Origin of the sequence: Clostridioides sp. ES-S-0048-02 (genome assembly GCF_020658495.1) — a bacterium.
Taxonomy (GTDB): domain Bacteria; phylum Bacillota; class Clostridia; order Peptostreptococcales; family Peptostreptococcaceae; genus Clostridioides.
In genome coordinates this window covers 114,549-140,890 of the sequence record NZ_JACVWH010000005.1, presented here as the reverse complement: position 1 = coordinate 140,890, position 26,342 = coordinate 114,549, and the positions used below count along the sequence as shown (strand labels likewise).

The window sequence follows — 26,342 nt, the reverse complement described above, 5'->3', positions numbered from 1 at the left end:
GTTACTAGAGATTACTGTTTTTTTCTAAGTAATCCAAAAAATCTTTTTCTTTAGTGTCAGTTAAGAAACATAATTCTTTTACTATATTATTTCTAAGGTCGATAAAATCACTAATTTGGGTATTTTCATTAGTGTATTCAAGAGACTTTATAATAAGCAGTAAATCTCTTTTTGATAAAGAGTTGATAGATACTTTTTCAATTAATTCCATAAAAAACTTCCTTTCCTCACATTACTTGAAATTAATAATCTAATTATATAAATGTTATATAGACTTTACATATACTATTTTAACCTATAAGGGGTACAAAAAGCAGTATAATATTAAAAAGAGGTGAGAAATATTTGAAAATTTTATTAACAACGTTGAATTCTAAGTTTATTCATACAAATTTAGCTATAAGATATCTAAAAGAATTTGTAAGGAATTTGATAGAAGTTGACATGAAAGAATATACGATAAACAATGACTTAGATTATATTTTAAAAGATATATACAAAAATGAATATGATATAATTTTATTCTCAACATATATCTGGAATATAGGAGATATAGTTAAACTTTGTGATAATCTAAAAAAAATTAGACCAAATACTAAAATAGCTTTGGGCGGGCCAGAAGTGAGTTATGATAGCTATGAGGCAATGAAGAAATACGATTTTGTAGATTATATACTTTATGGAGAAGGAGAATTAATCTTTAGAGATTTAGTGCTTCATCTTAAAGGAAAAAAAGAAATAAAAAGTGTAGACGGATTGGTATATAGACAAGGAAGCGAGATAATAGTAAATAAACCTATGGAACTTCTTCAAAATTTGGACGAGATTCCTAGTCCTTATGAAAATTTAAATCCAAAGGAATATGAAAATAGAATAGTATATTATGAGTCGTCAAGAGGTTGTCCATTTAACTGTCAATACTGCTTATCTTCTACCATTCCTGGTCTGAGATATTTCAGCTTAGATAGAATAAAAAGAGATTTAAAAGCTTTAATAGATGCAAGAGTCTCACAAATTAAATTTATTGATAGAACTTTTAATGCAAATAAAAAAGTAGCTATGGAAATTATGGATTTTCTTATGAAAAATGATAATGGATATACAACCTATCATTTTGAAGTTACAGCATATTTGATAGATGACAAGATGCTAGAGTTTTTGGCTGACTGTAAAGAAGGGCTTTTTCAGTTTGAAATAGGAGTACAGTCGACAAATGAAAAAACACTTGATGCAGTAGGAAGAAGAGATGATTTCAAAAAGTTATCTCATGTTGTTCAGACAGTAGCATCTTATAGAAATATACATCAACATTTAGACTTAATTGCAGGACTTCCCTATGAGGATTATGAAAGCTTTGAGAACTCATTTAATGATGTATTTAATCTAGGGATAGAACACTTACAATTAGGTTTCTTAAAGATGATTAAGGGTACAGGTATGAGAAAGGTAGCAGATGAGCATGGATTTAAATATAAGGATTATGCTCCATATGAGTTTTTATACAATAATTATATAAGCTATGAAGAAACATTGAAATTAAAGGATATAGAAGATGTACTTGAAAGATACTACAATTCTAAAAACTTTGTGTTGTCCATGAGATATATTATAGGCAAATTTTATAAACAAAGTCCTTTTAAATTTTTTGAAACTTTTGCTAAGTACTTTGATGAAAATGGGTATTTTGACTTGGCACAGGGGAAAAATCAATTATACAAAATATTATTGGATTTCTATAATGAAAAAATAAATATAGACAATGATGTATTTAATGATATATTAAAGTATGACTACATTTCACTAGGTAAGACATCAAATATACCACAGTTTTTTAATAAGTTAGATGTGGATGACTTTAAGAATAGATGTCATGTATTTTTACAAGATAATGATAACTTATCAACATATCTACCTAATTTTGTTGATAAACCAGCAAAACATATAATAAAATATGTTCATTTTGAACCATTTAAATTTAATATTGTGGATTTAAAAAATAATATAAATACAGAAATAAGAGAAGAAGAAAATATAGTCTTATTTGAATATGATGATAAAAAAATATTTGAGAAATCTAAAACTCATAAAGTAGAAATTTAAGTATTTAGGAGGAAACAATGGATTTTAAAATAGAAAAGTATTTACTGAAGAAGGCAGAAGAACTAGCTTTTATAACTATAAAGCATGGTGGAGAATTTAAATTAAAGAGTTATGATGTGCCAAAAGGTGGGCTAGATGTACCTATAAAAAATGAGGTACTAGTAAAAGGTATAAAAGAAAAAACTGCTCAAGATAGGTTAAACTCAATGTCTATAGCAGATGCAATGATATATATAATTGGTATAGATAGTAAATTTAAAAATAATGGAGAATATGAAAAGTTTTTAGATGCTTTGTCTAAGGATATTAACTTAGATTTAAAAGCATATATGGGATACATGTCTAGAAAATACTTTGAGATTGGAGAGCATACAGATTCTTTAATATATATAAAAGCATTTATAACTATGTATCCAGATGATTTAGATGCAATGTATAATTATGCAATTGTGTGCCAAGAGATAGCAAAACAATATCAAAAAGACCTAGATGATAAGGCTATGAATGCATTTTTACTTGAGGCAATGAGCAAACTTGAAAAGATAATAGATATTGATAATGATTTTGCATTAGGTTATTATCATTTAGGTTATCATTATTATAATCAAGGTCAATATTTGAAGACTAAATTGACATGGGAAGATGCATTAAGATTAGGTTTAGATGCTGACTTAGTGGCTGAGATACAAGAAAATTTAGGAAAGATGGATTTTAAAGTACAGTATGAAGAAGGATATACACTTATATTCCATGGTAAGTTTAAAGAGGGATTAGAAAAATTACTGCCACTGGAAGAAGAACATATGGATTGGTGGAATTTGCTGTTTATGATAGGGCTAGGATATAAGGGTATGGGCGAAATAGAGCAGGCTAAGATGTATTTTGAGAAGATATTAGTAATAAAACCTAAGCAAGTAGATGCTATAGTTGAATTAGGGCTTTGTGAAGCTTCTAAATATAATTTAGATAAAGCAATAGAGTATTTTGAGCAAGCTGCTAAGATAAAAGAGGACCCAGAAATTCTTTGTAATTTAGGTATGGCTTACTTAAACAATGGTGAAATTGATGATGCAACTTACTATATAGAAAGAGCTTATGAATTAAATCCACAGGATGAGATTACGATTGCTTGTTTAAAAGAGCTTGGTATAAATAAGTAAGAATGTTATTAGATTGTATTAGATTCTATTAGGTTTTACTTTATTAGGTTGGACTTGATGCTAGCGAGTTTTATCTGATGCTATTAAATTTTATTAATTAAGAGTGGTAGAACATTTATTATGTTGTACCACTTTTTTTATTTACTTTGTCTAAGTATTTTTACTCTTATTTACTATTTGTAATATTATATTTCATAAGTATCTTGAATTTATAATAATTAAATATTAAAGCAGATTTTAGTTGTACAAATTTTTTGTAACATAAAAAATAAATTGATAAAAGACATATCAAATATGGTATTATTTAGTTAAATATATATAAGGGAGGGGTTACTTTTGATAAAGAAATTAGATGATATTTTAGAGCAGCTTAAAGGAGGAGAAAAAATAGTACTTTCTGTAGCAGCAGCTCACGATAAAGAAGTTTTAATGGCTATAAAGGATGCTGTAGAAAGAAATATAATTACTCCTATATTGGTTGGAAATGAAGGAAAGATAAGAGAAATATCAAAAGAAATAGAATTTGATTTGGGTGGAATTAAAATTATTGACAAGGATGATATTAAAGACTGTGCTGAAATAGCAGTTAAATTAGTATCAAGTAAAGAAGCTGATTTTGTAATGAAAGGTTTATTAGATACATCCGTTATCTTGAAAGAAGTGTTAAATAAAGATTATGGTCTTAGAACTGATAGTTTATTAAGTCATGTTATGGTATATGAGTTAGAAAGATACCATAAGCTATTGATAACTACAGATGGAGGAATGAATATAGCTCCTGACTATGAACAAAAGGCAAAGATATTAAAAAATTCTATAAAAGCAGCAAAAGCTTTAGGTATGGAAACTGTAAAAGTTGCATGCTTAGCAGCTAAGGAAAAAGTAAATCCTAAAATGCAAGCTACTGTAGATGCAGATATGCTAGCAAAAGCTTGTCAAGCAGGAGAATTTGGAGATAATGTAATTGTAGAAGGTCCTTTAGCTTTTGACTTAGCAGTTTCAAAAGAAGCTAGTGAGATAAAAGGATTTAAAAGTGAAGTATCTGGAGATGTAGATATTATGTTGGTTCCAACAATAGAAGTTGGTAATGGCATAGGAAAAGCCTTTACATACATGGCAGATTCTAAATCAGCAGGTATAATTATGGGCGCAAAAGCTCCTATAGTTTTAGTATCAAGAGCTGATTCACATGAATCTAAATTGTACTCTATTGCGTATGGAGCTATTGTAGCTAAAAGTATGAAATAAAAACATTAAGTGTGTAAAATAAATGCGTTAAAAGATAAAATGTAGTCATAATATCTAAATTAATGCAATATTAAAAAAATTTTATATAAAAAATAATTATAGCTTCAAATGAATATATACAAATGTTCAATTTGAAGCTATAATTAATATTAAAGTAAGAAAAATAAAAAAATTTCAAAAAATTAGTCCAAAAAATGCTATTCTAAGAAGTTTTTACTAATTATGGTATAGGGAGTAAAAATCTGTAACAAGTCCAAAAAAGTAGTGAGAAATAATAAACACACAAATAAGATATAATATCAAAAAATTGACTAGAAATAATTCAAAATTGATTTAAAAAAATCAAAACATAATTTAATTAAACTAAAGTATCAAAAAAGTAGGCTCAAGTATTAAAAAATAGCCAAAAATGAGTAGTTAAATTAACTTAAATTAGGTATTAAAAATAAAATTTTTATGTATTATCTAATTTTGTTAAAAAAATATTTAAATCTAAAGCAAAGTGCTGAAAATTAGTATATAATCAACTTAGAAAGCATTTATTTTATTATTTTATGACATGAAGTCAGTCACCTGGGGGATTTTAAAAATCAAAAAAAGGGGATAGGAATATGGATGAAAAAATGTTAACAATTGATTTAAACAGCCAGAAGATGATAGCAAAAGCTAGAGAAGAAGGCGTAGAAACAATGTATGATAGAAAAGAAGGCTTTAAAGCACAATGTGGTTTTGGTCTTCAAGGGGTTTGCTGTAGAATATGTGGAATGGGACCATGTAGAATAAGTCCTAAAACTCCAAGAGGGTTATGTGGAGCAGACGAACACACTATAGTAGGTAGAAACTTTGCAAGAATGGTTGCTGGTGGGACAGCTGCCCATTCAGACCATGCTAGAGATATAGCACATACATTAGCATTAGCTGATCCAAATGGAAACTATAAAATAAGAGACGAAGCTAAATTAATTACTTTAGCTAAAGAATGGGATGTAGAAACAGAAGGTAGAGATATCTATGATGTAGCACATGAAGTGGCAGAAATTGCATTAATGGAATTTGGTAAACCTTTTGGGACATTAAGATTTATAAAAAATGCGCCAGAACCAAGACAAAAAATATGGAAAGAATATGCTATAGAACCAAGAGCTATAGATAGAGAAATTGCAACAATAATGCACTCTACTCATATAGGTTGTACTGGTGATATAGATAGTTTAATACACATGAGTCTAAGAACTTCTATGGCTGATGGTTGGGGTGGTTCTATGATAGGTACTCGTTTAAGCGATATCTTATTTGGAACTCCAGTACCAAGAAGAACAGAAGCTAACTTAGCAGTATTAGAAGAAAATAAAGTTAATATAATATTGCATGGACATGAGCCAGCATTATCAGAAATGATAGTTTTAGCTGCAGAAGAACCAGACTTAATAGCTTTAGCTAAAGAAGTTGGAGCAGATGGAATAAACTTAGCTGGTATGTGTTGTACAGGTAATGAAATTACAATGAGACATGGTGTAAGAATAGCAGGAGACTTCCATCAACAAGAACTTGCAATAGTAACTGGAGCAGTTGAGGCTGTAATAGTTGACGTTCAATGTATATTCCCTGCACTAGCTAGAGTAGCAGATTGTTACCACACTAAATTTGTAACAACTTCTCCAAAAGCTAAAATAACAGGTTCAACTTATATTGAATTTAGAGAAGAACAAGCTCTTGATGATGCTAAATCAATAGTTAAAGAAGCTATCTTAAACTTTAAAAATAGAGATAAATCAAAAGTACTTATACCTGAATTAAAATCAGGGGCAACAGTTGGGTATAGTGTAGAAGCAGTAGTAAATCAATTAGACAGAGTTGTAAACTCTCATATAGATCCAGCAGGAACAGTTAAGCCATTAACAGACTGTTTAAAATCTGGAGTATTAAGAGGAGCAGCTGGTGTAGTTGGATGTAACAATGCTAAAGGAGTTTCAAATGAGGCTCACGTAACAATAATGAAAGAATTAATTAAAAACGACATAATAGTAGTTACTACAGGATGTGGTGCTTCAGCAGCAGCTAAATTTGGTTTAATGGAAACTGATGCAGCTGAAAAATATGCAGGTAAAGGTCTTGCAACTGTCTGTAAATTAGTAGGAATCCCACCAGTACTACATATGGGTTCTTGCGTTGATATAAGCCGTATATTAGATTTAGTTGGAGCAGCAGCTAATTACTTAGATATGGATATGTGTGACCTTCCAGTTGTAGGTATAGCTCCAGAGTGGATGTCAGAAAAAGCAGTTGCTATAGGATGCTATGTTGTAGCTTCTGGTATAGACACTTACTTAGGAATAATGCCTCCAATAGCTGGTTCTTCAAGAGCAGTAGATATATTAACTAGCGAATTAAAAGATAAAGTTGGTGCAACATTTACTGTAAATACAAATCCAAAAGAGTTAGCAGCTACAATAATAGAAGATATAGAAAAGAAACGTGTTCACTTCGAAGCATTAGTTGAAGAAAAAATGGGTGTTGAAGCAGAAGCTTAGAAAATGGCTAAAGCCTTAGAAAAAACGATTTTATATCTAAATAAAGGTTTTATAGTTGAATGAAGTCAAATATTAAAGAAAAGAACATCAAAATACAATGAATATACTGAATAAATAAAATATAAACAATATAATGAAGAATACTAAAACTATACATGCTGCTTTGAAAAGCTAGTAGGGTAAATGTAATTGGTTCCTGTAAGGACTAGCTGTAGTTTATTTTTAGTGTTTAAAAAATAGATAACTACACTAAAACATAAATAAAATAAAAAGCAAATAGTAATAAAGGTGGTAGGGATTATGAAGATAGCAATAACAGGTAAAGGTGGAGTAGGTAAAACGACTTTTTCTTCAATGCTCTCTAGGATGTTTGCTGAAGACGGATACAGAGTTGTTGCTGTTGATGCCGATCCTGATGCTAATTTAGCTTTAGCACTAGGTTTTCCAAAAGAAGTATATGAATCAATAGTACCTATATCAGAAATGAAAAAGTTAGTTTCAGATAGAACAGCTGCTTCTGTAGGTTCATTTGGAAAAATGTTTAAGATGAATCCTAAAGTAGACGATATACCTGAAAATTTCTGTAAAGAATACAACGGAGTGAGATTACTTACATTAGGAACAGTGGATTCTGGTGGCACTGGATGTGTATGTCCAGAGCACGTTCTTTTAAAAAGACTCTGTTCACACTTAATACTACAAAATAAAGATGTAGTTGTTATGGATATGGAAGCTGGAATTGAACACTTAGGAAGAGGAACAGCTCAAGGTGTAGATGCTTTTATAGTAGTTGTAGAGCCAGGAGAAAGAAGTCTCCAAACATATAGAAAAGTTAAAAAACTTGGTCATGATATAGGCGTAAATAAGGTATTTGTTGTAGGTAACAAAATCAGAAATAAAGAAGATGAAGAATTTATAATACAAAACTTAGAAGATGGGGAATCTTTAGGATTTATCTATTACAATCAAGATGTTATAGATTCTGATAGAGCTAATCAATCTCCATATGATTCTAGTGAAACAACAAAGGCACAAATTAAAGAAATAAAAGAGAAATTAATGTCACTTAAAGATAAATAGAAATTTTGATTTATAATTGGGTTGTTGGTTAAAGGCAATAAATAGGTATTAGATAGGTAATAAATGATTAATTAGATAAATGACTAGCTATTAAGTTAAAGATATTTTAATAGCTTAGTAGCTAGTTTTTAAGCAATTTTACATGTATAATTATCTTATAAAATATAATTTTTACATATTAATACAATTTATACAAAAATTATATTTTAAATCTATTTAGGTTGTGGGAGGAGATTCAGTTATGGGATTTAAATCTGACATTGAAATAGCTCAAGAAGCTAAACCTCAAGATATTAGAGAGGTTGCAAAAAAATTAGGACTAGGTGAAGAAGATGTAGAACTATATGGTAAATACAAAGCCAAAGTTGACTACAATCTACTAAAAAGAGAAACTGGGAAAAAAGCTAAGTTAATATTAACTACAGCTATAAACCCAACTCCAGCAGGTGAAGGAAAAACTACTACTACTATCGGTGTTGCTGATGCATTTGCAAAATTAGATAAAAATGTATTAGTTGCTCTAAGAGAACCATCTCTAGGACCAGTATTTGGTGTTAAAGGTGGGGCAGCTGGTGGAGGATATGCACAAGTTGTTCCTATGGAAGATATAAACTTACACTTCACAGGAGACTTTCATGCTATAGGAGCTGCTAATAACCTTTTAGCTGCTATGCTTGACAATCATATTCATCAAGGAAATGAACTTAGAATAGACCCTAAGAAAATAACTTGGAGAAGATGTGTAGACATGAACGATAGACAACTTAGAAATATCGTTGATGGTATGGGTAAAAAAGGCGATGGAGCAGTTAGACAAGATGGATTTGATATAACTGTTGCTTCTGAAATAATGGCAGCGTTCTGTTTGGCAAGTGATATAGCTGACTTAAAAGAAAGATTAGGAAACATAATAGTTGGATATAGCTACGAAGGTGCACCTGTAACAGCTAGACAATTAAAAGCTAATGGTGCTATGGCTGCATTATTAAAAGATGCTTTAAAACCAAACCTAGTTCAAACTCTTGAAGGAACACCATCATTTGTACATGGTGGACCATTTGCAAATATAGCTCATGGATGTAACTCTGTTATAGCTACAAGAATGGCTATGCACTTTGCAGATTATGTAATAACTGAGGCTGGTTTCGGTGCTGACCTTGGAGCAGAAAAATTCTTAGATATAAAATGTAGAATGGCAAATTTAAAACCAGATGCTGTTATAATAGTTGCTACTGTAAGAGCATTAAAATACAATGGTGGAGTTGCTAAAGCAGACTTAAACGAAGAAAATCTAGAAGCTCTTGAAAAAGGACTTCCAAACTTATTAAAACATGTTGAAAACATAACTCAAGTATATGGATTACCAGCAGTTGTTGCAATAAACAGATTCCCACTTGATACTGAAGCTGAACTTAAACTTGTTGAAGACAAGTGTAAAGAATTAGGCGTTAATGTTGCTCTTTCTGAAGTATGGGCAAAAGGTGGAGAAGGTGGAATTGCAGTAGCTAAAGAAGTTTTAAGATTATTAGATGAAGAAGAAAATAATTTTAGATTCTGCTATGAAGATGATTTATCTATAAAAGATAAGATAAATGCTATAGCTACTAAGATTTATGGAGCAGATGGTGTAGATTATACTCCAGAAGCTGATAAAGAAATAGCTAACTTAGAAAAACTTGGATTTACTAAAGTTCCAGTATGTATGGCTAAAACTCAATATTCTTTAACTGATGACCAAACTAAATTAGGTAGACCAACAGGATTTAGAATAACTGTAAGACAAGCATCAATTTCAGCAGGAGCTGGATTTATAGTTGCACTTACTGGAGAAATAATGAAAATGCCAGGATTACCAAAAGTTCCAGCAGCAGAAAAAATAGATGTTGATGAAAATGGAGTAATAGCTGGATTATTCTAAGTGTATTAATTTATAAATAAAGAGTAGGAAATATCTCTAAGATAATTTAGGATATTTTCCTACATCCTTTTAAGGAGGATTATCATGAAAATAGCAGATAAAACTTGTGTTGATTTTGTAGAAGTACTATCTTCTAAAGAAGCAGTACCAGGTGGCGGTGGAGCTGCCGCACTAGTTGGTGCAATTGGTATGGCTTTAGGGAGTATGGTATGCAATCTTACAATAGGAAAGAAAAAGTATGCTGAGTATGAAGAAAGTGTAAAAGATATATTAAATAAAGCAGGAAAATTAGAAAAAGATTTATTAAAAATGATAGATGATGATGCAGAATGTTTCTTACCATTATCAAAAGCTTATGGGCTTCCTAAAGAAACAGAAGAGGAAAAAAGAATAAAAGCAGAAACAATGGAAAAAGCGCTAAAAGTTGCTTGTGAAGTACCATTAAATATAGTAAGAGTTTGTTATGAAGCTATTAAGTTACATGAAGATTTAGTTGATAAAGGTTCAAGACTTGCTATAAGCGACGTTGGTGTAGGGGTTCAATGTTTAAGAGCTGCTATACTTGGTGGACAATTAAATGTAGTTATAAATATAAATTCTATACAAGATCAAGAATATGTTAGTAAAGTAAAAACAGAAGTAGATAAATTAGTTGAAGATGGCGTTAAAACTTGTGATGAAGTTTATGCTAAAGTTGAAAAAGCGCTTGGAAAATAATTTTTAAATGACGAAAGTAGATACTATGTTATTAATATGTGGTATATAGAATAAATTAATTTAAGTTTGCTTGTAGGGGAGTTGTGAATATATGGAAGTAATGTCAACTAAAGGACAGATTATAAAAGGAAAACCTGTAGCTGATAAGATTAGTGAAGACTTAATAAAAGAAGTCGAGTTACTAGTTAAAGAAGGTATAAATCCTAAGCTAACAATAGTTAGAGTTGGAGCAAGAAGCGATGATTTATCATATGAAAGAGGAGCACTAAAAAGATGTCAAAACATTGGTATAACAACTGAAGTGTTGGAATTAGCTGAAGATATAACTCAAGAAGAATATATTGATGTTTTAAAGAAAGTTAATGATGACAAGGATGTTAATGGTATATTATGTTTTAGACCACTTCCAAAACACTTAAATGAAGAAGTTATAAAATATGTCATTGCACCAGAAAAAGATGTAGATTGTTTTAGCCCAATAAACTCTGCTAAAGTCATGGAAGGAGATAAGAGTGGATTCCCACCATGTACTCCTACAGCAGTAGTAGAAATATTAAAACATTATAATGTTGATTTAAAAGGAAGTAAGGTAACAGTTCTTGGAAGATCAATGGTAGTTGGGAAGCCAGTATCAATGCTTTTATTAAGTGAACATGCAACTGTTACAATATGCCATTCAAAGACTAAAAACTTATCAGATGTAGCTGCAGAAGCGGACATATTGATAGCAGCTATTGGTAGAGCTAAGATGGTAGATGAAAGTTTTGTGAAAGATGGAGCAGTAGTTATAGACGTTGGTATAAATGTTGATGAAGAAGGAAATTTATGTGGAGATGTTGATACAAATGCAGTTTTAAATAAAGTATCGATGATAACTCCAGTTCCAGCGGGGGTTGGTTCAGTTACAACATCTATACTTGCAAAACACGTAGTTAAAGCTTGTAAGTTGCAAAACAATAAATAGATAGATATTGTGGAAGGTTTAGGGGGGAAGTAGATATGATAATTTCTGAAAATAAACCATTGGAAGAAGTGCTAGGGTACTTAAAGAATTTTGACAAGCTAGTTTTAGTTGGTTGTAATCAATGTGCAGCGACTTGTAAGAGTGGTGGAGAAGAAGAAGTTCTAAAAATGAAGGAAACTCTTGAAGGTGAGGGCAAAAAAATCTTAGGATATGTAATGCTTGATCCTGCTTGTAACCTTTTAAAGTCTAAAAAGGACTTAAAGGCTCTAAAAGAAGAAACTAAAGAAGCTGATGCAGTTTTATCTTTAGCATGTGGAGATGGGACACAAACAATAGTTAAAAACCTAAAAAATAAACCAGTTTATCCAGCTAACAACACTTTGTTTATAGGGGAAGTACAAAGGGTTGGAGAATATGAGGAAGCCTGTAAGGCTTGTGGAGACTGTGAACTTGGTTGGACAGGTGGAATATGTCCAGTAACTATGTGTGCTAAAGGTCTTATGAATGGGGCTTGTGGTGGAGCTAAAAATGGTAAATGTGAAGTAAATCCAGAAAATGATTGTGCTTGGATAAAAATATATGAAAGATTGGAATCTATAGGGCAATTAGATAATTTAGCAGAAATAAGACCGCCAAAAGACTATTCTAAGCAAAATAATCCAAGAAGCTTAAGTGCAAAGAAAAAGAAAGAAGCAACAGCCAATTCATAAAAGTTTTTTTTAGAAGGTTAAAAGGGGGATTAGAGATGAGCTTATTAAGAGAAACATTAGAGAGTGGAAAATTTGCAGTTACTACTGAGATGGCTCCTCCAAAAGGGACTGACCTTTCACATTTAATTGAATGTGCAAAGCCGTTAGTTGGAAGAGTTCATGCAGCAAATGTGACAGACTTTCAATCAGCAGTTATGAGAGCAACTTCTCTTGCTACATGTAAATTACTAAAAGATGCTGGATTAGAGCCAGTGATTCAAATAACAGGGAGAGATAGAAATAGGATAGCTATACAAGGAGAAATGTTGTCAGCAGGTGTATTTGGGATAAACAACTTGTTGGCATTAACAGGAGACCATACTAGCGTAGGAGACCATCCACAAGCTAAAGGTGTATTTGATTTAGACTCTGTAGGGATACTTCAAACTGCTGAAACTCTAATGGCAGGTACGGATATGGCTGGTAATAAATTAAAAGGTTCTCCAGATTTTTATCTAGGAGCATCAGTAACTCCAGAATATTCTCCAATAGAAGTTCAATTATTAAAAATGCAAAAGAAAATAAAAGCTGGAGCTAAATTTTTCCAAACTCAAGCACTTTATGACATAAATACAATGAGAAAGTTTAGAGAACTAACAAGAGATATGGATTGCAAGGTATTGGCAGGGATAGTACCTTTAAAATCTCCAGGAATGGCTAAATTTATGACTGCAAATGTACCAGGAATATTTGTGCCAGATGAACAAATCGAAAGATTAAGAGCAGCTGGAAAAGAAAACTGGGTAAGTGAAGGAATAAAAATGGCAGGAGAACTTATCAAACAATTAAAAGAAGAAGATTTATGTGATGGTGTTCATATAATGGCAATTGGGGCAGAAGAAAATATACCTGCTATACTAGATGCCGCAGGTTTATAGTATTACAAGATTGTAGATTATAAGGTTTGGGGGAATTAAGGATGAAAATAGTAGTAGTAGGTGGTGGACCAGGAGGATATGTAGCAGCTATAAAAGCTTCTATGCTTGGTGCAGAGGTGACAGTTGTTGAAAAAAGAAGAGTTGGAGGAACTTGCTTAAATGCAGGATGTATACCAACTAAAGCACTTCTTGCTTCTTCAGGGGTATTAAATACTGTGAAGGAAGCAAAGGATTTTGGTATAGAGATAGATGGTACAGTTACACCAAATTTCACTGCCATAATGGAAAGAAAAAATAAAGTTGTAAATCAATTAATAAGTGGTATAGAATTCCTATTTGAGAAAAGAGGAGTAAAACTAGTTAATGGTTTTGGAAAATTAATTGATAAAAATACTATAGAAGTAACAAAAGATGATGGAACAGTAGAATCTATAAAAGCTGATAAGATAATACTAGCTAATGGTTCTGTTCCAGTTGTACCAAGAATGTTCCCATATGATGGAAAGATTGTAATAACTAGTGATGAAGTTCTTGGACTTGAAGATATACCTGAATCTATGTTAATAGTAGGTGGTGGAGTTATAGGATGTGAAATAGGGCAATTCTTTAGAGCCTTAGGAACAGAAGTAACTATAGTTGAAATGGTTGACCAGATACTATTAAATGAAGATAAAGATGTAGCAAAACAACTACTTAGACAATTTAAGAAAGATAAGATTAAAGTTATTACAGGTATTGGAGTACAAACTTGTGAAGTAGTTGATGGTAAAGCTGTTGCAACTCTTTCTAATGGAAAGGTTATAGAAGCACAATATGCATTAGTATGTGTTGGTAGAAGACCTAACCTTGATAATTCTGGAGTAGAAGATATAGGAATTGAAATGGAAAGAGGAAAAGTAGTAGTTAATGAGCATCTTGAAACTAATGTAGAAGGTATATATGCAATAGGTGATATAATAGATACTCCTTTCTTAGCACATGTTGCTTCTAAAGAAGGTATTGTTGCAGTTGAAAATGCTTTAGGAAAAACTAAAGTAGTAGATTATAGAGCAATTCCAAGATGTGTTTATACTGAACCTGAAGTTGCTGGTGTTGGTAAAACTGAAAAACAACTTGAAGCTGAAGGTGTAGAATACAATGTAGGTCAATTTGATTTTAGAGGACTTGGAAAAGCACAGGCTATAGGACATTTCCAAGGATTTGTAAAAATAATAGCTGATAAAGAAACAGATAAAATAATAGGTGCAGCAGTAGTAGGTCCTCATGCTACAGATTTATTAACAGAGTTATCACTTGCTGTTCATCTAGGATTAACTGTAGAACAAGTAGGGGATGCAATACATCCACATCCAAGTTTATCTGAAGGACTAATGGAAGCACTTCATGATGTACATGGAGAATGTGTTCATTCTGTACCTAAATTATAATAAGTAAACAGAGTACATAAGGCTCTGTGGCTAGATTTAAGGGGGAAGTCTTAAAATGGGATACAATATAGCTGTTGCAGGAAAAGGTGGAACTGGTAAAACAAGTCTCACAGGGCTTTTGATTGATTATTTGGTTAAGGACAATAAGGGACCAGTATTAGTTGTAGATGCTGATGCTAATGCTAACATAAATGAAGTATTAGGTATTGAAGTTGAAGCAACAATAGGAGAAATAAGAGAAGAAGTAAATCAAAGAGAAAAGTTAGGCAATGCATTCCCAGGTGGTATGACAAAAGCACAATATCTACAATTTAGATTAAATTCTATAATTGAAGAAGGAGAAGGATATGACTTATTAGTAATGGGGAGATCAGAAGGGGAAGGATGTTACTGTTTTGTAAATGGGATACTTAGAGAACAAGTAAACAAAATATCTGGTCACTACAAATACTTAGTCATGGACAACGAAGCTGGTATGGAACATCTAAGCAGAAAAGTTACTAGACATGTTGATACACTTTTATTGGTTAGTGATTGCTCAAGACGTAGCATACAAGCTGTTGCTAGAATAAGAGATTTAGCTGAGGAACTAAAATTAAATGTTGGAAGAATACTTCTAATTGTAAATAAGGTTCCAAATGGGGTTATGAATGATGGTGTTAAAGAGGAAATAGAAAAACATAACCTAGAGCTAATTGGTGTTGTACCTATGGATGAATTGATATATGAATATGATTCTACAGGTATTCCTTTAGTTAATTTACCTGAAGATTCAAAATCTAAAGTGGCTATGAAAGAGATTTTTGCTAAATTAGAATTAAAATAGGCTTAAGGGGGAAAAAAATATGGCATTTAAAATGTCTACTCAAAAATATTCTGGAAAAATATCAGAAGTTGAAGTAGGAATAGGGGAAAAAGCAATTAAATTAGGTGGGGAAAATGTATTACCTTTTTATAGTTTTGATGGAGAAGTAGGGAATACTCCAAAAATAGGTATAGAAATATCAGACGTTTATCCTGAAAGCTGGACTGATTCATATAAAGAGTTATACAAAGATGTAGCTAATTGTCCAGTAGAATGGGCTAAATATGTTGAAGCTAATACACAAGCAGATTTTATTTGTTTAAAATTTGATGGTTCTGACCCAAATGGATTAGATAAATCAGTTGATGACTGTGCTGAAGTTGCTAAAGCAGTAGTTGAAGCAATAACATTGCCTTTAGTAGTAGCTGGTTCAGGAAATCATGAAAAAGATGGTAAACTGTTTGAAAAATTAGCTCAAGCGTTGGATGGGCATAACTGTCTATTTATGTCAGCAGTAGAAGATAACTACAAAGGAGTAGGAGCATCAGCTGGAATGGCTTATTCACACAAAGTTGGAGCAGAATCTTCTGTTGATATAAACCTAGCAAAACAATTAAACGTACTGTTAACTCAATTAGGCGTTAAAGGTGAAAATATAGTTATGAATGTTGGATGTTCAGCAGTTGGTTATGGATATGAATATGTTGCATCTACTATGGATAGAATTAGACTTGCAGCATTTGGTCAAAATGATAAGACATTACAAATGCCTATCATAACACCAGTAGCTTTCGAAGTAGGTCATGTTAAAGAAGCTATAGCTCCAGTAGAAGATGAGCCAGATTGGGGTTGTCCAGAAGAAAGAACTATAGCAATGGAAGTTTCAACTGCAGCAAGTGTTTTAGTAGGTGGTTCAAACGCAGTTATACTTCGTCATCCAAAATCAATAGAAACTATAAAAGAATTGGTTAACGCATTAGCTTAATTAAATTGTTAAGGTTAGGGGGAGAAAATAATGGCATTAAAAGCTTTAGATATATTTAAATTAACACCAAAGAAAAACTGTAAGGATTGTGGATTCCCAACTTGTATGGCTTTCTCTATGAAGGTTGCTTCAGGAGCTGTAGAAGTAGGCAAATGCCCACATATGTCTGATGACGCTATAGCAAAACTATCAGAAGCTACAGCACCTTTAATGAAAGCATTAAAAGTTGGTACTGGAGCATCTGAATATGAACTAGGCGGGGAAACAGTATTATTTAGACATGAAAAAACATTAGTAAGTAGAAATAGATATGCAGTTTCATTCTGTACTTGTATGAGTGATGAAGCAGTAGACGCTAAAATAGCTAACATGAAAAAAGTTGACTATATAAGAATTGGTGAACAAATGAAAGTTGAAATGGTTGTTTTAGAATACTGTGGAGACAAAGATGCATATTTAAAACTAATAGACAAAATAAAAGGTAGTGGATTAGAAGTAGCTTATATTTTAGCTTGTGATGATGCACAAGCAGTTAAAGAAGCTGTTGAAGTATTAAAAGATGCTAGACCAATGGTATATGGAGCAACTAAAGATAACTACAAAGATATGATAGAAGTAGTTAAAGGAGCAAACCTACCATTAGGAGTAAAAGCAGCTAGCTTAGAAGAATTATATGAAACAGTTGAATTAGTTCAATCTGCTGGATATAAAGAATTAGTATTAGATGTAACTGGAGAAAATATAAAAGATACTTACACTAATGCTGTGCAAGTTAGAAGAATAGCTTTAAAAGAACAAGATAGAACATTTGGATATCCTTCAATAGTATTTGCAAATAGATTATCTAACTCAAATCCTATGATGGAAATTGCTTTATCATCAATATTTACTATAAAATATGGTTCTATAATAGTAATAGATGATATTAGTTATGCTAAAGCATTACCATTATTTGCATTAAGACAAAATATATACACTGACCCACAAAGACCAATGAGAGTTGAACCAAAGATTTACCCAATTAATAACCCAGATGAAAATTCTCCAGTATTAGTTACTGTTGACTTTGCATTAACTTATTTCATAGTTGCTGGAGATATAGAAAGATCAAAAGTTCCAGTATGGTTAGTAATACCAGATGCAGGTGGATATTCAGTTCTTACATCTTGGGCTGCTGGTAAATTTGGTGGAAATTCAATCTCTGCTTTCATCAAAGAAAGTAAAGTAGAAGAAGTAACTAATTGTAAAGACATTATCATTCCAGGAAAAGTTGCAGTACTTAAAGGTGATATAGAAGATAACTTACCAGGATGGAATGTAGTTATAGGACCAGAAGAATCTATGGAATTACCTAAGTTCTTAAAAGGATACCAAGAAAAAGCATGCCAAACAAACTAATAAAATATTAACTAACTATTAATATTAAATTTAAAGGGGGACATTATAAATGGAAAAATTTATGATTATAGGTGAAAGAATACACTGTATCTCACCTTCAATAAGAAAGGCATTAGCAGAAAGAGATCCAGCTCCAATATTAAAAAGAGCAAAAGAACAATTAGAAGCAGGAGCACACTATATAGATTTCAATATAGGGCCTGCTGAAAGAGATGGCGAAGAGATAATGACATGGGGAGTTAAGCTACTTCAATCTGAATTTAACAATGTTCCTATAGCATTAGATACAGCTAATAAAAAAGCTATCGAAGCTGGACTTAAGGTTTATGATAGAACTAATGCAAAACCAATAATAAACTCTGCTGATGCTGGTTCAAGATTTGATTTAATAGATATAGCAGCTGAATATGAATCAATGGTTATAGGTTTATGTGCAAAAGAAGGTATCCCAAGAGATAATGATGAACGTATGGCTTACTGCCAAGAGATACTAGAAAAAGGCTTAATGCTAGGAATGGAGCCAACTGATATATTATTTGACCCATTATGCTTAGTTATAAAAGGTATGCAAGAAAAACAAGTAGAAGTTTTAGAAGCTATAAAAATGATGACTGAAATGGGACTTTTAACTACAGGAGGATTATCTAATGTATCTAATGGATGTCCTAAACATGTTAGACCTGTTTTAGATAGTGCATTCTTAGCAATGGCAATGGCTAATGGATTTAGTTCAGCTATAATGAATCCATGTGACCCAGAATTAATGAAAACTGTAAAATCTTGTGACATAATCAACGGGGCATCTTTATATGCAGACTCTTTCTTAGAGTTAAATGAAGGTGGATTTGCTTTCTAGGGTTTTTAGGGTATAGTTAATAAAAAATAGGTGTAAATATTAAAGGGGGAAATAGAATGAATCTATATAATATAATCTTTACAGGGTCAGAACAAGCTTTGGGTGCAGCTCAAGCTATGTTAAATGAAGCTATAGAAAAAAACGGAAAAGAACATAAAGTAGCTTTCCCTGATACAGCATATTCATTACCTTGTATATATGCTGCAACAGGACAAAAAATGAACACTTTAGGGGACTTAGAAGGTGCTTTAGAAGTAGTAAAATCTTTAATCAATAGAACTCATTTATTAGAACATGCTTTTAATGCTGGTTTAGCTACTGCTTTAGCTGCAGAAGTAATTGAAGCATTAAAATACTCAACTATGGATGCTCCATATAGTGAGCCATGTGCAGGTCATATAACTGACCCTATAATCAGATCACTTGGTGTACCACTAGTTACAGGAGATATACCTGGTGTTGCAGTTGTTCTTGGAGAATGTCCTGATGCTGAATCAGCAGCAAAAGTTATAAAAGACTACCAATCTAAAGGTTTATTAACTTTCTTAGTTGGTAAGGTTATAGACCAAGCTATAGAAGCTGGAGTAAAAATGGGTCTTGAACTAAGAGTTATACCTCTAGGATATGATGTAACTTCTGTTATCCACGTTGTATCTGTTGCAGTAAGAGCAGCATTAATATTCGGTGGATTAACTCCTGGTGATTTAAACGGATTATTAGAATACACAGCTAATAGAGTTCCTGCATTTGTTAATGCTTTTGGACCATTAAGTGAATTAGTTGTATCTGCAGGTGCTGGAGCAATAGCTTTAGGATTCCCAGTTGTAACTGACCAAACTGTTCTTGAAGTTCCAATGAATTTATTAACTCAAAAAGATTATGATAAGATAGTAGCTACTTCATTAGAAGCTAGAGGAATAAAAATAAAAGTTACTGAAATACCTATACCAGTTTCATTTGCAGCAGCATTTGAAGGTGAAAGAATTAGAAAGAGCGACATGTTTGCTGAATTTGGTGGAAATAAAACTGAAGCTTGGGAGCTTGTTGTTAAGAAAGAAGCTGCTGAAGTTGAAGACCATAAGATAGAAATAATAGGACCAAACATAGATGAAGTTGAAGCAGATGGTGTATTAAGATTACCACTTGCTGTAATAGTTAAAATAGCTGGTAAAAACATGCAAGAAGATTTCGAACCAGTTCTTGAAAGACGTTTCCACTACTTCTTAAACTATATAGAAGGTGTAATGCACGTTGGACAAAGAGATATGGCCTGGGTAAGAATCTCTAAAGATGCATTTGATAAAGGATTTAGACTTGAGCATATAGGAGAAGTTTTATATGCTAAGATGTTAGATGAATTTGAATCAGTTGTTGATAAGTGTGAAATAACTATAATTACAGATGCAGAAAAAGTTTCTGAATTAAAAGGTGAAGCAATAGCTAAATACAATGCTAGAGATGAGAGATTAGCTTCATTGGTTGATGAAAGTGTAGAGACTTTCTATTCTTGTAACTTATGTCAATCATTTGCACCAGCTCACGTTTGTGTTGTTACTCCTGAAAGACTTGGTCTTTGTGGAGCAGTTAGCTGGTTAGATGCTAAAGCTACTAAAGAATTAGACCCTACAGGTCCTTGTCAACCAATAGAAAAAGGTGAATGTTTAGACGATAGAACAGGTGTATGGAACTCTGTAAATGAAACTGTAAACCAAATATCTCAAGGTGCAGTTGAAGCTGTTACATTATACTCTATATTAGAAGACCCTATGACTTCTTGTGGATGCTTCGAGTGTATCTGTGGTATAATGCCAGAAGCAAATGGATTTGTTGTAGTTAACAGAGAATTCCCAAGCGTTACTCCAGTTGGTATGACTTTCGGAGAACTTGCTTCTATGACAGGTGGAGGAGTTCAAACTCCAGGATTCATGGGACACGGAAGACATTTCATATCTTCTAAAAAATTCGCTTATGCAGAAGGTGGACCAGAAAGAATAGTTTGGATGCCAAAAGAATTAAAAGATTATGTAGCTGATAAATTAAATGCTACAGTTAAAGAAATGACTGGAATAGAGAACTTCTGTGATATGATTTGTGATGAAACTATAGCTGACGATTCTGAAGGAGTATTAGCTTTCTTAGAAGAAAAAGGTCATCCAGCATTAGCTATGGAAAGTGTAATGTAATTGATGGAAAATTTAAAATAATGTGATATAATATTAATATGATTTAAATAAATTAATCAATAATATAATATTGGGGGTCTATCGAAATGAAATTATTACCAGAATTAAAATACTCTAAAGATCATGAATGGGTAAAAGTAATTGATGGAGATGTTGTATATATAGGTATAACAGATTATGCTCAAGATCAATTAGGAGAAATATTATTTGTTGAAACACCAGAAGTAGAAGATACTGTAACTAAGGGAGTAGATTTTGGAGTAGTTGAATCTTCTAAAGTAGCTTCTGATTTAATATCTCCTGTTAATGGTGAAGTATTAGAAGTTAATGAAAAATTAGAAGATGAACCAGAATGTATAAATGAAGACCCATACGAAAACTGGATATTAAAAGTAAAACTAGCTGATGTTGCTGAGCTTGATACATTATTAAGTGATAAAGAATACGAGGCTGGATTAGAATAATTAAAGACTAGGGATGTTATTATAATTGGGGAAAGTATAGTAAAATTTGAGTGCACGCAAATTTAGCTATACTTTCCTTTTATAATATATAGAACAAATTGGGAGGGATATCATGATAAAGGTAAATTTTATGCCAAACAATAAAGAAGTTTATTGTAATGAGGGGGATATATTGCTAGAAGTTGCAAGAAATGCTGATATATTTATAGATGCTCCTTGTAATGGAAATATGTCTTGTGGTAAATGTAAGGTAAAGTTGTTAAAAGGTAAGGTTGATACAGAAAAAACGAGACATATAACAGATGACGAATGGGAGCAAGGTTATATATTAGCTTGTTGTACAAAAGTAATCTCAGATATAGAAATTGAAGTTCCTTCTAAAGTATCATCTTCTATGCATGGTATGAAGATTGAAGGTAGCAATAAACAAAAAGATAGAGAAATTTTTGAGAGAGCTAAAAAAATAATAGAAAAGCATAACTTACAATTTAAGACAAATATAAAAAAGAAATACATAGAAATGGAAGAGCCAAACTTAGATGACAATATAAGTGATGTAGATAGATTAGAAAGACATGTTAGAAATCATCTGGGATACAATGAAATAGATTTTAGATTAGATATACTTAGAAAGATGCCAACGATATTTAGAAAGAGCGATTTCAAAGTTACAATAACATATGTTCAAAAACAAAAGAAACTTACAATCATAAATATAGAAGAAGGAAATAAGGAAAATTCTCTTTATGGAGTTGCAATAGATATTGGTACAACTTCGGTAGTTGTATGTTTAGTAGACTTATATTCAAAAGAAGTAGTAGATAAAGCATCATCTGGAAATGCTCAGATAAAATATGGAGCAGATGTTATAAATAGGATTATATATTCGACTAAGAAAAACGGATTAGAAACTTTACACAAAGCTATAGTTGATGAAACTATAAATCCTCTATTAAAAACATTATATGAAAGAAATGGCATAAATAAGGAGGATGTAGTCACTTTAGTAGCTGCTGGAAATACAACTATGACAAGTTTATTCTTAGGGGTGTATACAGACTTTTTAAGACAAGAACCTTATATACCACCATTTTTAAAATCTCCAAAACTTATGGGTGAAAATGTAGGTCTTTTTGTAAATGATAGTGCATATGTGTACTTAGCTCCATCTGTAGCAAGTTATGTAGGAGGAGATATAACAGCAGGGGTATTATCAGCTGGTATATGGTCAAGTGAAGAAAATGTTTTATTTATAGACTTAGGTACCAATGGAGAGATAGTATTTGGAAATCAAGACTATATGATGAGCTGTGCATGTTCAGCAGGTCCTGCATTTGAAGGTGGAGGCATAAGCTGTGGAATGAGAGCATCAGCAGGAGCAATAGAGAAGGTGGCTATTGATAAAGGAACTTTAGAGCCTACATTAAAAATAATAGATGAATGTGCACCAGTTGGTATATGTGGTTCTGGTATAATTGATTTAATTTGCCAAATGATTACTAAGGGTGTAATAGATAGAAGAGGTAAGATATATAGAGATTTAAATAATAAGAGAGTCAGATTTAATGAACATGAAATAGGAGAGTATGTATTAGCATTTAAAGAAGAATTTGATTTGGAAAATGATATAGTAGTAAATGAAGTGGACATAGATAATTTTATTAGAGCTAAAGGAGCTATATATTCAGGCGCATATACTCTTGTAGATAGCTTGGGTATGGATTTTAGTATATTAGATAGAGTTTATATAGCAGGTGGTATAGGAAATAACCTAGATATAGAAAATTCAATAATTATAGGATTACTTCCTGATATCGATAGAGAGAAATTTACTTATATAGGAAATAGTTCACTTGTAGGTTCTTACTTGGCTCTTATAAGTAAAGATGCCAAAAATAAACTTGAAGAAATAGGTAAACAAATAACTTATGTTGAACTTAGTGTTTATCCAAGTTACATGGACGAATTTATTTCTGCATGCTTCTTACCACATACAAATATAGAGCAGTTCCCAACTGCAAAGCAACTACTAGAAGAGTAAAATATCAAAATATAGATGCATAGGTAGAGCATTAAAACATAAATGTAGAGGATTAAATTATGTATAAGGATTTGTCTGAGAAAATGAGAACTGCGTTTGACATTAAATTAAGAAATTTCGGAAATGAGATAGAGTTTGCTTATCCGAATCAGACTCTAGCTCTTAGTACTACAAGTAATAAGTGTAGTCTTAAATGTGCTCATTGTAATGGTCATTATTTAGAAAATATGATACCAATTGAGGACTATAAAGAAAAAGTTAAATCAAGAAATATAACTAGTTTTTTATTAAGTGGTGGTTGTAGTTATGAAGGTGATGTCCCAATAAATACCCATATACAGACCATTAAAAAGTTAAAGGAACAAGGATACAGATTAAATGCTCATTTAGGGCTTATGGATAAAGAGAGTATTATAGAATTATGTAAGTATTTAGATATAGTTTCTTTCGACTTGGTATTCGATAAAGAAACTATAAAAGAAGTTTATAAAATGGATAAAAGCAAAGAAGATTATATTAAAGCTTACAATACAATAAGAGAAAATACAGAAGTAGCACCACATATATGTATTGGTTTAAAAGGAGGAAAAGTAAAAGGTGAGTATGAGATTATAGAATACTTACAAAAAAATCCTCCTAATAAACTGACATTTATAGTTCTTATTCCTACAAAAGGTACTGAATATGAAGATGTAGAATCTCCTAATTTGAAAGAAGTAACAGATGTTTTATGTGAAGCTAGAATTAGTTTACCAAATACCGAGATTAACCTAGGTTGTATGAGACCTAGAGGTGTGTATAGAAAAGAACTAGACCAATTAGCTATAATGTGTGGAGTTAATAGAATAGTTCTTCCATCAAAATCTGCTAAGAATAAGGCTATAGATATGAATATGACAATAACTGAATGTAAGGAGTGTTGCGTTTTATGATTAGATTATCATCAGGGACAGCAATAGAACTTGGAATATTAAATAAAAAAAGCGATATACCTCCTACTACAGCATATATAATGATTGGGGAAAAATGCATAAACAAATGTAGTTTTTGTTCTCAATCAATAGAAAGCAGTACTAGAAAAGATAAATTATCAAGAGTAGTTTGGCCAGAGTATTCTAAAGAGGAAATATTGAATGCTTTGAGAGCATATAACGGGAAAAATATAAAGAGAATATGTATACAATCAATGGCAAGTGAAGAGGCACATAAATCTGTTTTAGATTTTATAAATTACATAAATGGTAAAATAGATATGCCTATTTCATTGTCTGCAAAATTAGAAAGTGATGAAGAAATAAACAAGTTTTTTTCTGCTGGAGTAGATAAAATAGGAATAGCGATAGATGCAGCAAGTAAAGACTTATATGAAAAAATAAAAGGATATAATTATGATGAAAAATTGAATTTTATAACAAAAATGTCAAAGTTATATCCTAATAAAATCAGCACACATATAATTGTTGGTATGGGAGAAAGTCATGAAGACATATACAACCTATATACTTATTTAAAGAAGAACAATATAACTATTAGTTTATTTGCGTTTACTCCAGTTAGAGGAACTAAAATGGAAAAAATAAGTCAACCAAATATAGAAAGTTACAGAAGAGTACAGCTAATGTCCTATATGATAAATAAAGGTTATTCACAAGAATACTTTGAATTCAAAAATGGATACTTGGAAAATATAAAACTAGATGATGAGACTGTATCAGATATAAACAGGGGTTACCCTTTTGAGATAAGAGGCTGTAAGGATTGTAATAGACCATATTATAATGAAAGACCAGGAAGTACTATATATAATTATTCAAGACCTTTAAATCAAGATGAGATAGATTTGGCTATAAGAGAACTAAATCTGTAAATGATTTCTTGAATATATTTATACTAAAGATTGGGGCGTAATAATCATGAATCAGTGGAGAGTTATACATAATAAATCATATGATGGTGCAATGAATATGGCAATTGATGAAGCTATATTTACTGCATATAAAAAAGGATGTGTGAAGCCAACACTTAGATTTTACACTTGGAAGCCAGCTTGCTTGAGTGTAGGATATTTTCAAAAACTTGAAGATGAGGTAGATTTAGATAAGTGTAAGTGCATGAATATAGACTATGTCAGAAGAATCACAGGAGGAAGAGCTGTATTACATGATAATGAGCTAACTTATAGTATAATTATAGGAGAAGATAACCCTTTAATTGATAAAAGTATAAATCTATCTTATAGATATATAAGTGAAGGTTTAGTTAGAGGATTGAATTTAAGTGGTATAGAAACAGATAACTTAAATAGTGGAGAGAGAATAGGTAGAGAAAATTTATCAGCTGCATGCTTTAATGCACATGCATCATATGAAGTTACTATTAATAATAAAAAGGTAATTGGAAGTGCTCAAAGTAGAAAAGACGGTGTTTTGTTACAGCATGGTTCAATAATAATGGATTTTGATGTAGAAAAATTGTTTAAATTAATAAAGGCTAAAACACCAGAACTAAAAGAAAGAGCAATGAAATTCACAGCTAAAAAGGCCAGTGGAATAGAGAATGAAATTGGTAAAAAAATAGACATAGATATTCTACAAGCTAATCTAATAAAAGGACTGGCTAGTCAATTTAATGTTGAGTTTGTAGAAGAAGACTTGACTGATTATGAAAAGCAATTAGCTGAAGAATTATATAAAAAATACAAGGATGAAGAGTATAATAAAAAGCGTTAACTTTAATTGACTTTAAGTAAATTAAAGTGATATACTTAAGGTATAATAATATACGAAAATTGAAATCATGAAGGTTTCTTTGGTGTATTGAAATACCTGAGGAAGTCTT

Annotated in this window: 22 protein-coding genes; 21 read left to right on the top strand and 1 reads right to left on the bottom strand. The window is 31.5% G+C overall.

Annotated features, from left to right (window positions below; all coding sequences use genetic code 11):
- Window positions 1-4 precede the first annotated feature (4 nt).
- A complete protein-coding gene (locus IC173_RS08915; protein ID WP_227433457.1) occupies window positions 5-211 on the bottom strand; it encodes a hypothetical protein in 207 nt (68 codons plus the stop codon).
- 134 nt (window positions 212-345) lie between these two features.
- On the opposite strand from IC173_RS08915, the gene IC173_RS08910 reads away from it, so the two are divergent.
- The 21 genes from IC173_RS08910 to IC173_RS08810 all read left to right on the top strand — a co-directional run bounded on the left by IC173_RS08910 (window position 346) and on the right by IC173_RS08810 (window position 26,233).
- Window positions 346-2,100 (top strand): B12-binding domain-containing radical SAM protein, encoded by a 1,755-nt coding sequence (locus IC173_RS08910; protein WP_227433456.1) that lies wholly within the window; start codon window positions 346-348, stop codon window positions 2,098-2,100.
- 17 nt (window positions 2,101-2,117) lie between these two features.
- The gene (locus IC173_RS08905) at window positions 2,118-3,260 is read left to right on the top strand and encodes a tetratricopeptide repeat protein (protein ID WP_227855430.1); all 1,143 of its coding nucleotides are present in this window, start codon (window positions 2,118-2,120) and stop codon (window positions 3,258-3,260) included.
- Window positions 3,261-3,596: 336 nt separating this feature from the next.
- Window positions 3,597-4,508: a bifunctional enoyl-CoA hydratase/phosphate acetyltransferase gene (locus IC173_RS08900; RefSeq protein WP_227433454.1), complete on the top strand. Its 912-nt coding sequence runs from the start codon at window positions 3,597-3,599 to the stop codon at window positions 4,506-4,508.
- A 611-nt stretch (window positions 4,509-5,119) separates the two neighbouring features.
- Entirely contained in the window at window positions 5,120-7,039 is a 1,920-nt protein-coding gene (gene cooS, locus IC173_RS08895; RefSeq protein WP_227433453.1) for an anaerobic carbon-monoxide dehydrogenase catalytic subunit, read from the top strand.
- Between the two features lie 300 nt (window positions 7,040-7,339).
- Window positions 7,340-8,119 carry an AAA family ATPase gene (locus IC173_RS08890; protein ID WP_227433452.1) on the top strand — a complete coding sequence of 260 codons (780 nt, stop codon included), beginning with the start codon at window positions 7,340-7,342 and terminating at the stop codon, window positions 8,117-8,119.
- A 241-nt stretch (window positions 8,120-8,360) separates the two neighbouring features.
- Window positions 8,361-10,037 carry a formate--tetrahydrofolate ligase gene (locus IC173_RS08885; RefSeq protein ID WP_227433451.1) on the top strand — a complete coding sequence of 559 codons (1,677 nt, stop codon included), beginning with the start codon at window positions 8,361-8,363 and terminating at the stop codon, window positions 10,035-10,037.
- Between the two features lie 84 nt (window positions 10,038-10,121).
- On the top strand, window positions 10,122-10,754 hold the full coding sequence (locus IC173_RS08880; protein ID WP_227433450.1) for a cyclodeaminase/cyclohydrolase family protein: 633 nt from the start codon (window positions 10,122-10,124) through the stop codon (window positions 10,752-10,754).
- A gap of 91 nt (window positions 10,755-10,845) precedes the next feature.
- Window positions 10,846-11,718 (top strand): tetrahydrofolate dehydrogenase/cyclohydrolase catalytic domain-containing protein, encoded by an 873-nt coding sequence (locus IC173_RS08875; protein WP_227831286.1) that lies wholly within the window; start codon window positions 10,846-10,848, stop codon window positions 11,716-11,718.
- Window positions 11,719-11,753: 35 nt separating this feature from the next.
- The gene (locus tag IC173_RS08870; protein WP_227433448.1) at window positions 11,754-12,428 is read left to right on the top strand and encodes a methylenetetrahydrofolate reductase C-terminal domain-containing protein; all 675 of its coding nucleotides are present in this window, start codon (window positions 11,754-11,756) and stop codon (window positions 12,426-12,428) included.
- Window positions 12,429-12,463: 35 nt separating this feature from the next.
- A complete protein-coding gene (locus IC173_RS08865; protein WP_003432262.1) occupies window positions 12,464-13,345 on the top strand; it encodes a methylenetetrahydrofolate reductase in 882 nt (293 codons plus the stop codon).
- 41 nt (window positions 13,346-13,386) lie between these two features.
- Window positions 13,387-14,772 carry a dihydrolipoyl dehydrogenase gene (gene lpdA / locus IC173_RS08860; RefSeq protein ID WP_227433447.1) on the top strand — a complete coding sequence of 462 codons (1,386 nt, stop codon included), beginning with the start codon at window positions 13,387-13,389 and terminating at the stop codon, window positions 14,770-14,772.
- A gap of 55 nt (window positions 14,773-14,827) precedes the next feature.
- On the top strand, window positions 14,828-15,598 hold the full coding sequence (locus IC173_RS08855) for a carbon monoxide dehydrogenase accessory protein CooC (RefSeq protein WP_021383511.1): 771 nt from the start codon (window positions 14,828-14,830) through the stop codon (window positions 15,596-15,598).
- Window positions 15,599-15,617: 19 nt separating this feature from the next.
- Window positions 15,618-16,562 (top strand): acetyl-CoA decarbonylase/synthase complex subunit delta, encoded by a 945-nt coding sequence (gene acsD, locus IC173_RS08850; protein WP_227433446.1) that lies wholly within the window; start codon window positions 15,618-15,620, stop codon window positions 16,560-16,562.
- Between the two features lie 30 nt (window positions 16,563-16,592).
- Complete coding sequence (acsC, locus tag IC173_RS08845) at window positions 16,593-17,960, top strand: acetyl-CoA decarbonylase/synthase complex subunit gamma (RefSeq protein WP_227433445.1); 1,368 nt, start codon at window positions 16,593-16,595, stop codon at window positions 17,958-17,960.
- A 49-nt stretch (window positions 17,961-18,009) separates the two neighbouring features.
- A complete protein-coding gene (gene acsE / locus IC173_RS08840) occupies window positions 18,010-18,816 on the top strand; it encodes a carbon monoxide dehydrogenase/acetyl-CoA synthase methytransferase subunit (RefSeq protein ID WP_227433444.1) in 807 nt (268 codons plus the stop codon).
- Between the two features lie 56 nt (window positions 18,817-18,872).
- Entirely contained in the window at window positions 18,873-20,999 is a 2,127-nt protein-coding gene (gene acsB, locus IC173_RS08835) for an acetyl-CoA decarbonylase/synthase complex subunit alpha/beta (protein ID WP_227433443.1), read from the top strand.
- Between the two features lie 86 nt (window positions 21,000-21,085).
- Window positions 21,086-21,463, top strand: a complete 378-nt coding sequence (gene gcvH / locus IC173_RS08830) for a glycine cleavage system protein GcvH (RefSeq protein ID WP_003418363.1) — start codon at window positions 21,086-21,088, stop codon at window positions 21,461-21,463.
- Between the two features lie 112 nt (window positions 21,464-21,575).
- Complete coding sequence (gene acsV / locus IC173_RS08825; RefSeq protein ID WP_227433442.1) at window positions 21,576-23,504, top strand: corrinoid activation/regeneration protein AcsV; 1,929 nt, start codon at window positions 21,576-21,578, stop codon at window positions 23,502-23,504.
- Window positions 23,505-23,563: 59 nt separating this feature from the next.
- The gene (locus IC173_RS08820) at window positions 23,564-24,436 is read left to right on the top strand and encodes a radical SAM protein (RefSeq protein ID WP_227483004.1); all 873 of its coding nucleotides are present in this window, start codon (window positions 23,564-23,566) and stop codon (window positions 24,434-24,436) included.
- Window positions 24,433-25,371 carry a radical SAM protein gene (locus tag IC173_RS08815; protein ID WP_227433440.1) on the top strand — a complete coding sequence of 313 codons (939 nt, stop codon included), beginning with the start codon at window positions 24,433-24,435 and terminating at the stop codon, window positions 25,369-25,371. Before IC173_RS08820 ends, IC173_RS08815 begins: the two co-directional genes overlap by 4 nt.
- A gap of 46 nt (window positions 25,372-25,417) precedes the next feature.
- Window positions 25,418-26,233, top strand: a complete 816-nt coding sequence (locus IC173_RS08810; RefSeq protein ID WP_227433439.1) for a biotin/lipoate A/B protein ligase family protein — start codon at window positions 25,418-25,420, stop codon at window positions 26,231-26,233.
- Window positions 26,234-26,342: the final 109 nt, after the last annotated feature.

What these genes read in the sequence shown, in the direction of transcription:
- IC173_RS08915 (WP_227433457.1), bottom strand. Translation starts at nt 211, where the DNA reads ATGGAATTAATTGAAAAAGTATCTATCAACTCTTTATCAAAAAGAGAT.
- IC173_RS08905 (WP_227855430.1), top strand. Translation starts at nt 2,118, where the DNA reads ATGGATTTTAAAATAGAAAAGTATTTACTGAAGAAGGCAGAAGAACTA.
- cooS (WP_227433453.1), top strand. Translation starts at nt 5,120, where the DNA reads ATGGATGAAAAAATGTTAACAATTGATTTAAACAGCCAGAAGATGATA.
- IC173_RS08890 (WP_227433452.1), top strand. Translation starts at nt 7,340, where the DNA reads ATGAAGATAGCAATAACAGGTAAAGGTGGAGTAGGTAAAACGACTTTT.
- IC173_RS08885 (WP_227433451.1), top strand. Translation starts at nt 8,361, where the DNA reads ATGGGATTTAAATCTGACATTGAAATAGCTCAAGAAGCTAAACCTCAA.
- IC173_RS08880 (WP_227433450.1), top strand. Translation starts at nt 10,122, where the DNA reads ATGAAAATAGCAGATAAAACTTGTGTTGATTTTGTAGAAGTACTATCT.
- IC173_RS08875 (WP_227831286.1), top strand. Translation starts at nt 10,846, where the DNA reads ATGGAAGTAATGTCAACTAAAGGACAGATTATAAAAGGAAAACCTGTA.
- IC173_RS08870 (WP_227433448.1), top strand. Translation starts at nt 11,754, where the DNA reads ATGATAATTTCTGAAAATAAACCATTGGAAGAAGTGCTAGGGTACTTA.
- IC173_RS08865 (WP_003432262.1), top strand. Translation starts at nt 12,464, where the DNA reads ATGAGCTTATTAAGAGAAACATTAGAGAGTGGAAAATTTGCAGTTACT.
- lpdA (WP_227433447.1), top strand. Translation starts at nt 13,387, where the DNA reads ATGAAAATAGTAGTAGTAGGTGGTGGACCAGGAGGATATGTAGCAGCT.
- IC173_RS08855 (WP_021383511.1), top strand. Translation starts at nt 14,828, where the DNA reads ATGGGATACAATATAGCTGTTGCAGGAAAAGGTGGAACTGGTAAAACA.
- acsD (WP_227433446.1), top strand. Translation starts at nt 15,618, where the DNA reads ATGGCATTTAAAATGTCTACTCAAAAATATTCTGGAAAAATATCAGAA.
- acsC (WP_227433445.1), top strand. Translation starts at nt 16,593, where the DNA reads ATGGCATTAAAAGCTTTAGATATATTTAAATTAACACCAAAGAAAAAC.
- acsE (WP_227433444.1), top strand. Translation starts at nt 18,010, where the DNA reads ATGGAAAAATTTATGATTATAGGTGAAAGAATACACTGTATCTCACCT.
- acsB (WP_227433443.1), top strand. Translation starts at nt 18,873, where the DNA reads ATGAATCTATATAATATAATCTTTACAGGGTCAGAACAAGCTTTGGGT.
- gcvH (WP_003418363.1), top strand. Translation starts at nt 21,086, where the DNA reads ATGAAATTATTACCAGAATTAAAATACTCTAAAGATCATGAATGGGTA.
- acsV (WP_227433442.1), top strand. Translation starts at nt 21,576, where the DNA reads ATGATAAAGGTAAATTTTATGCCAAACAATAAAGAAGTTTATTGTAAT.
- IC173_RS08820 (WP_227483004.1), top strand. Translation starts at nt 23,564, where the DNA reads ATGTATAAGGATTTGTCTGAGAAAATGAGAACTGCGTTTGACATTAAA.
- IC173_RS08815 (WP_227433440.1), top strand. Translation starts at nt 24,433, where the DNA reads ATGATTAGATTATCATCAGGGACAGCAATAGAACTTGGAATATTAAAT.
- IC173_RS08810 (WP_227433439.1), top strand. Translation starts at nt 25,418, where the DNA reads ATGAATCAGTGGAGAGTTATACATAATAAATCATATGATGGTGCAATG.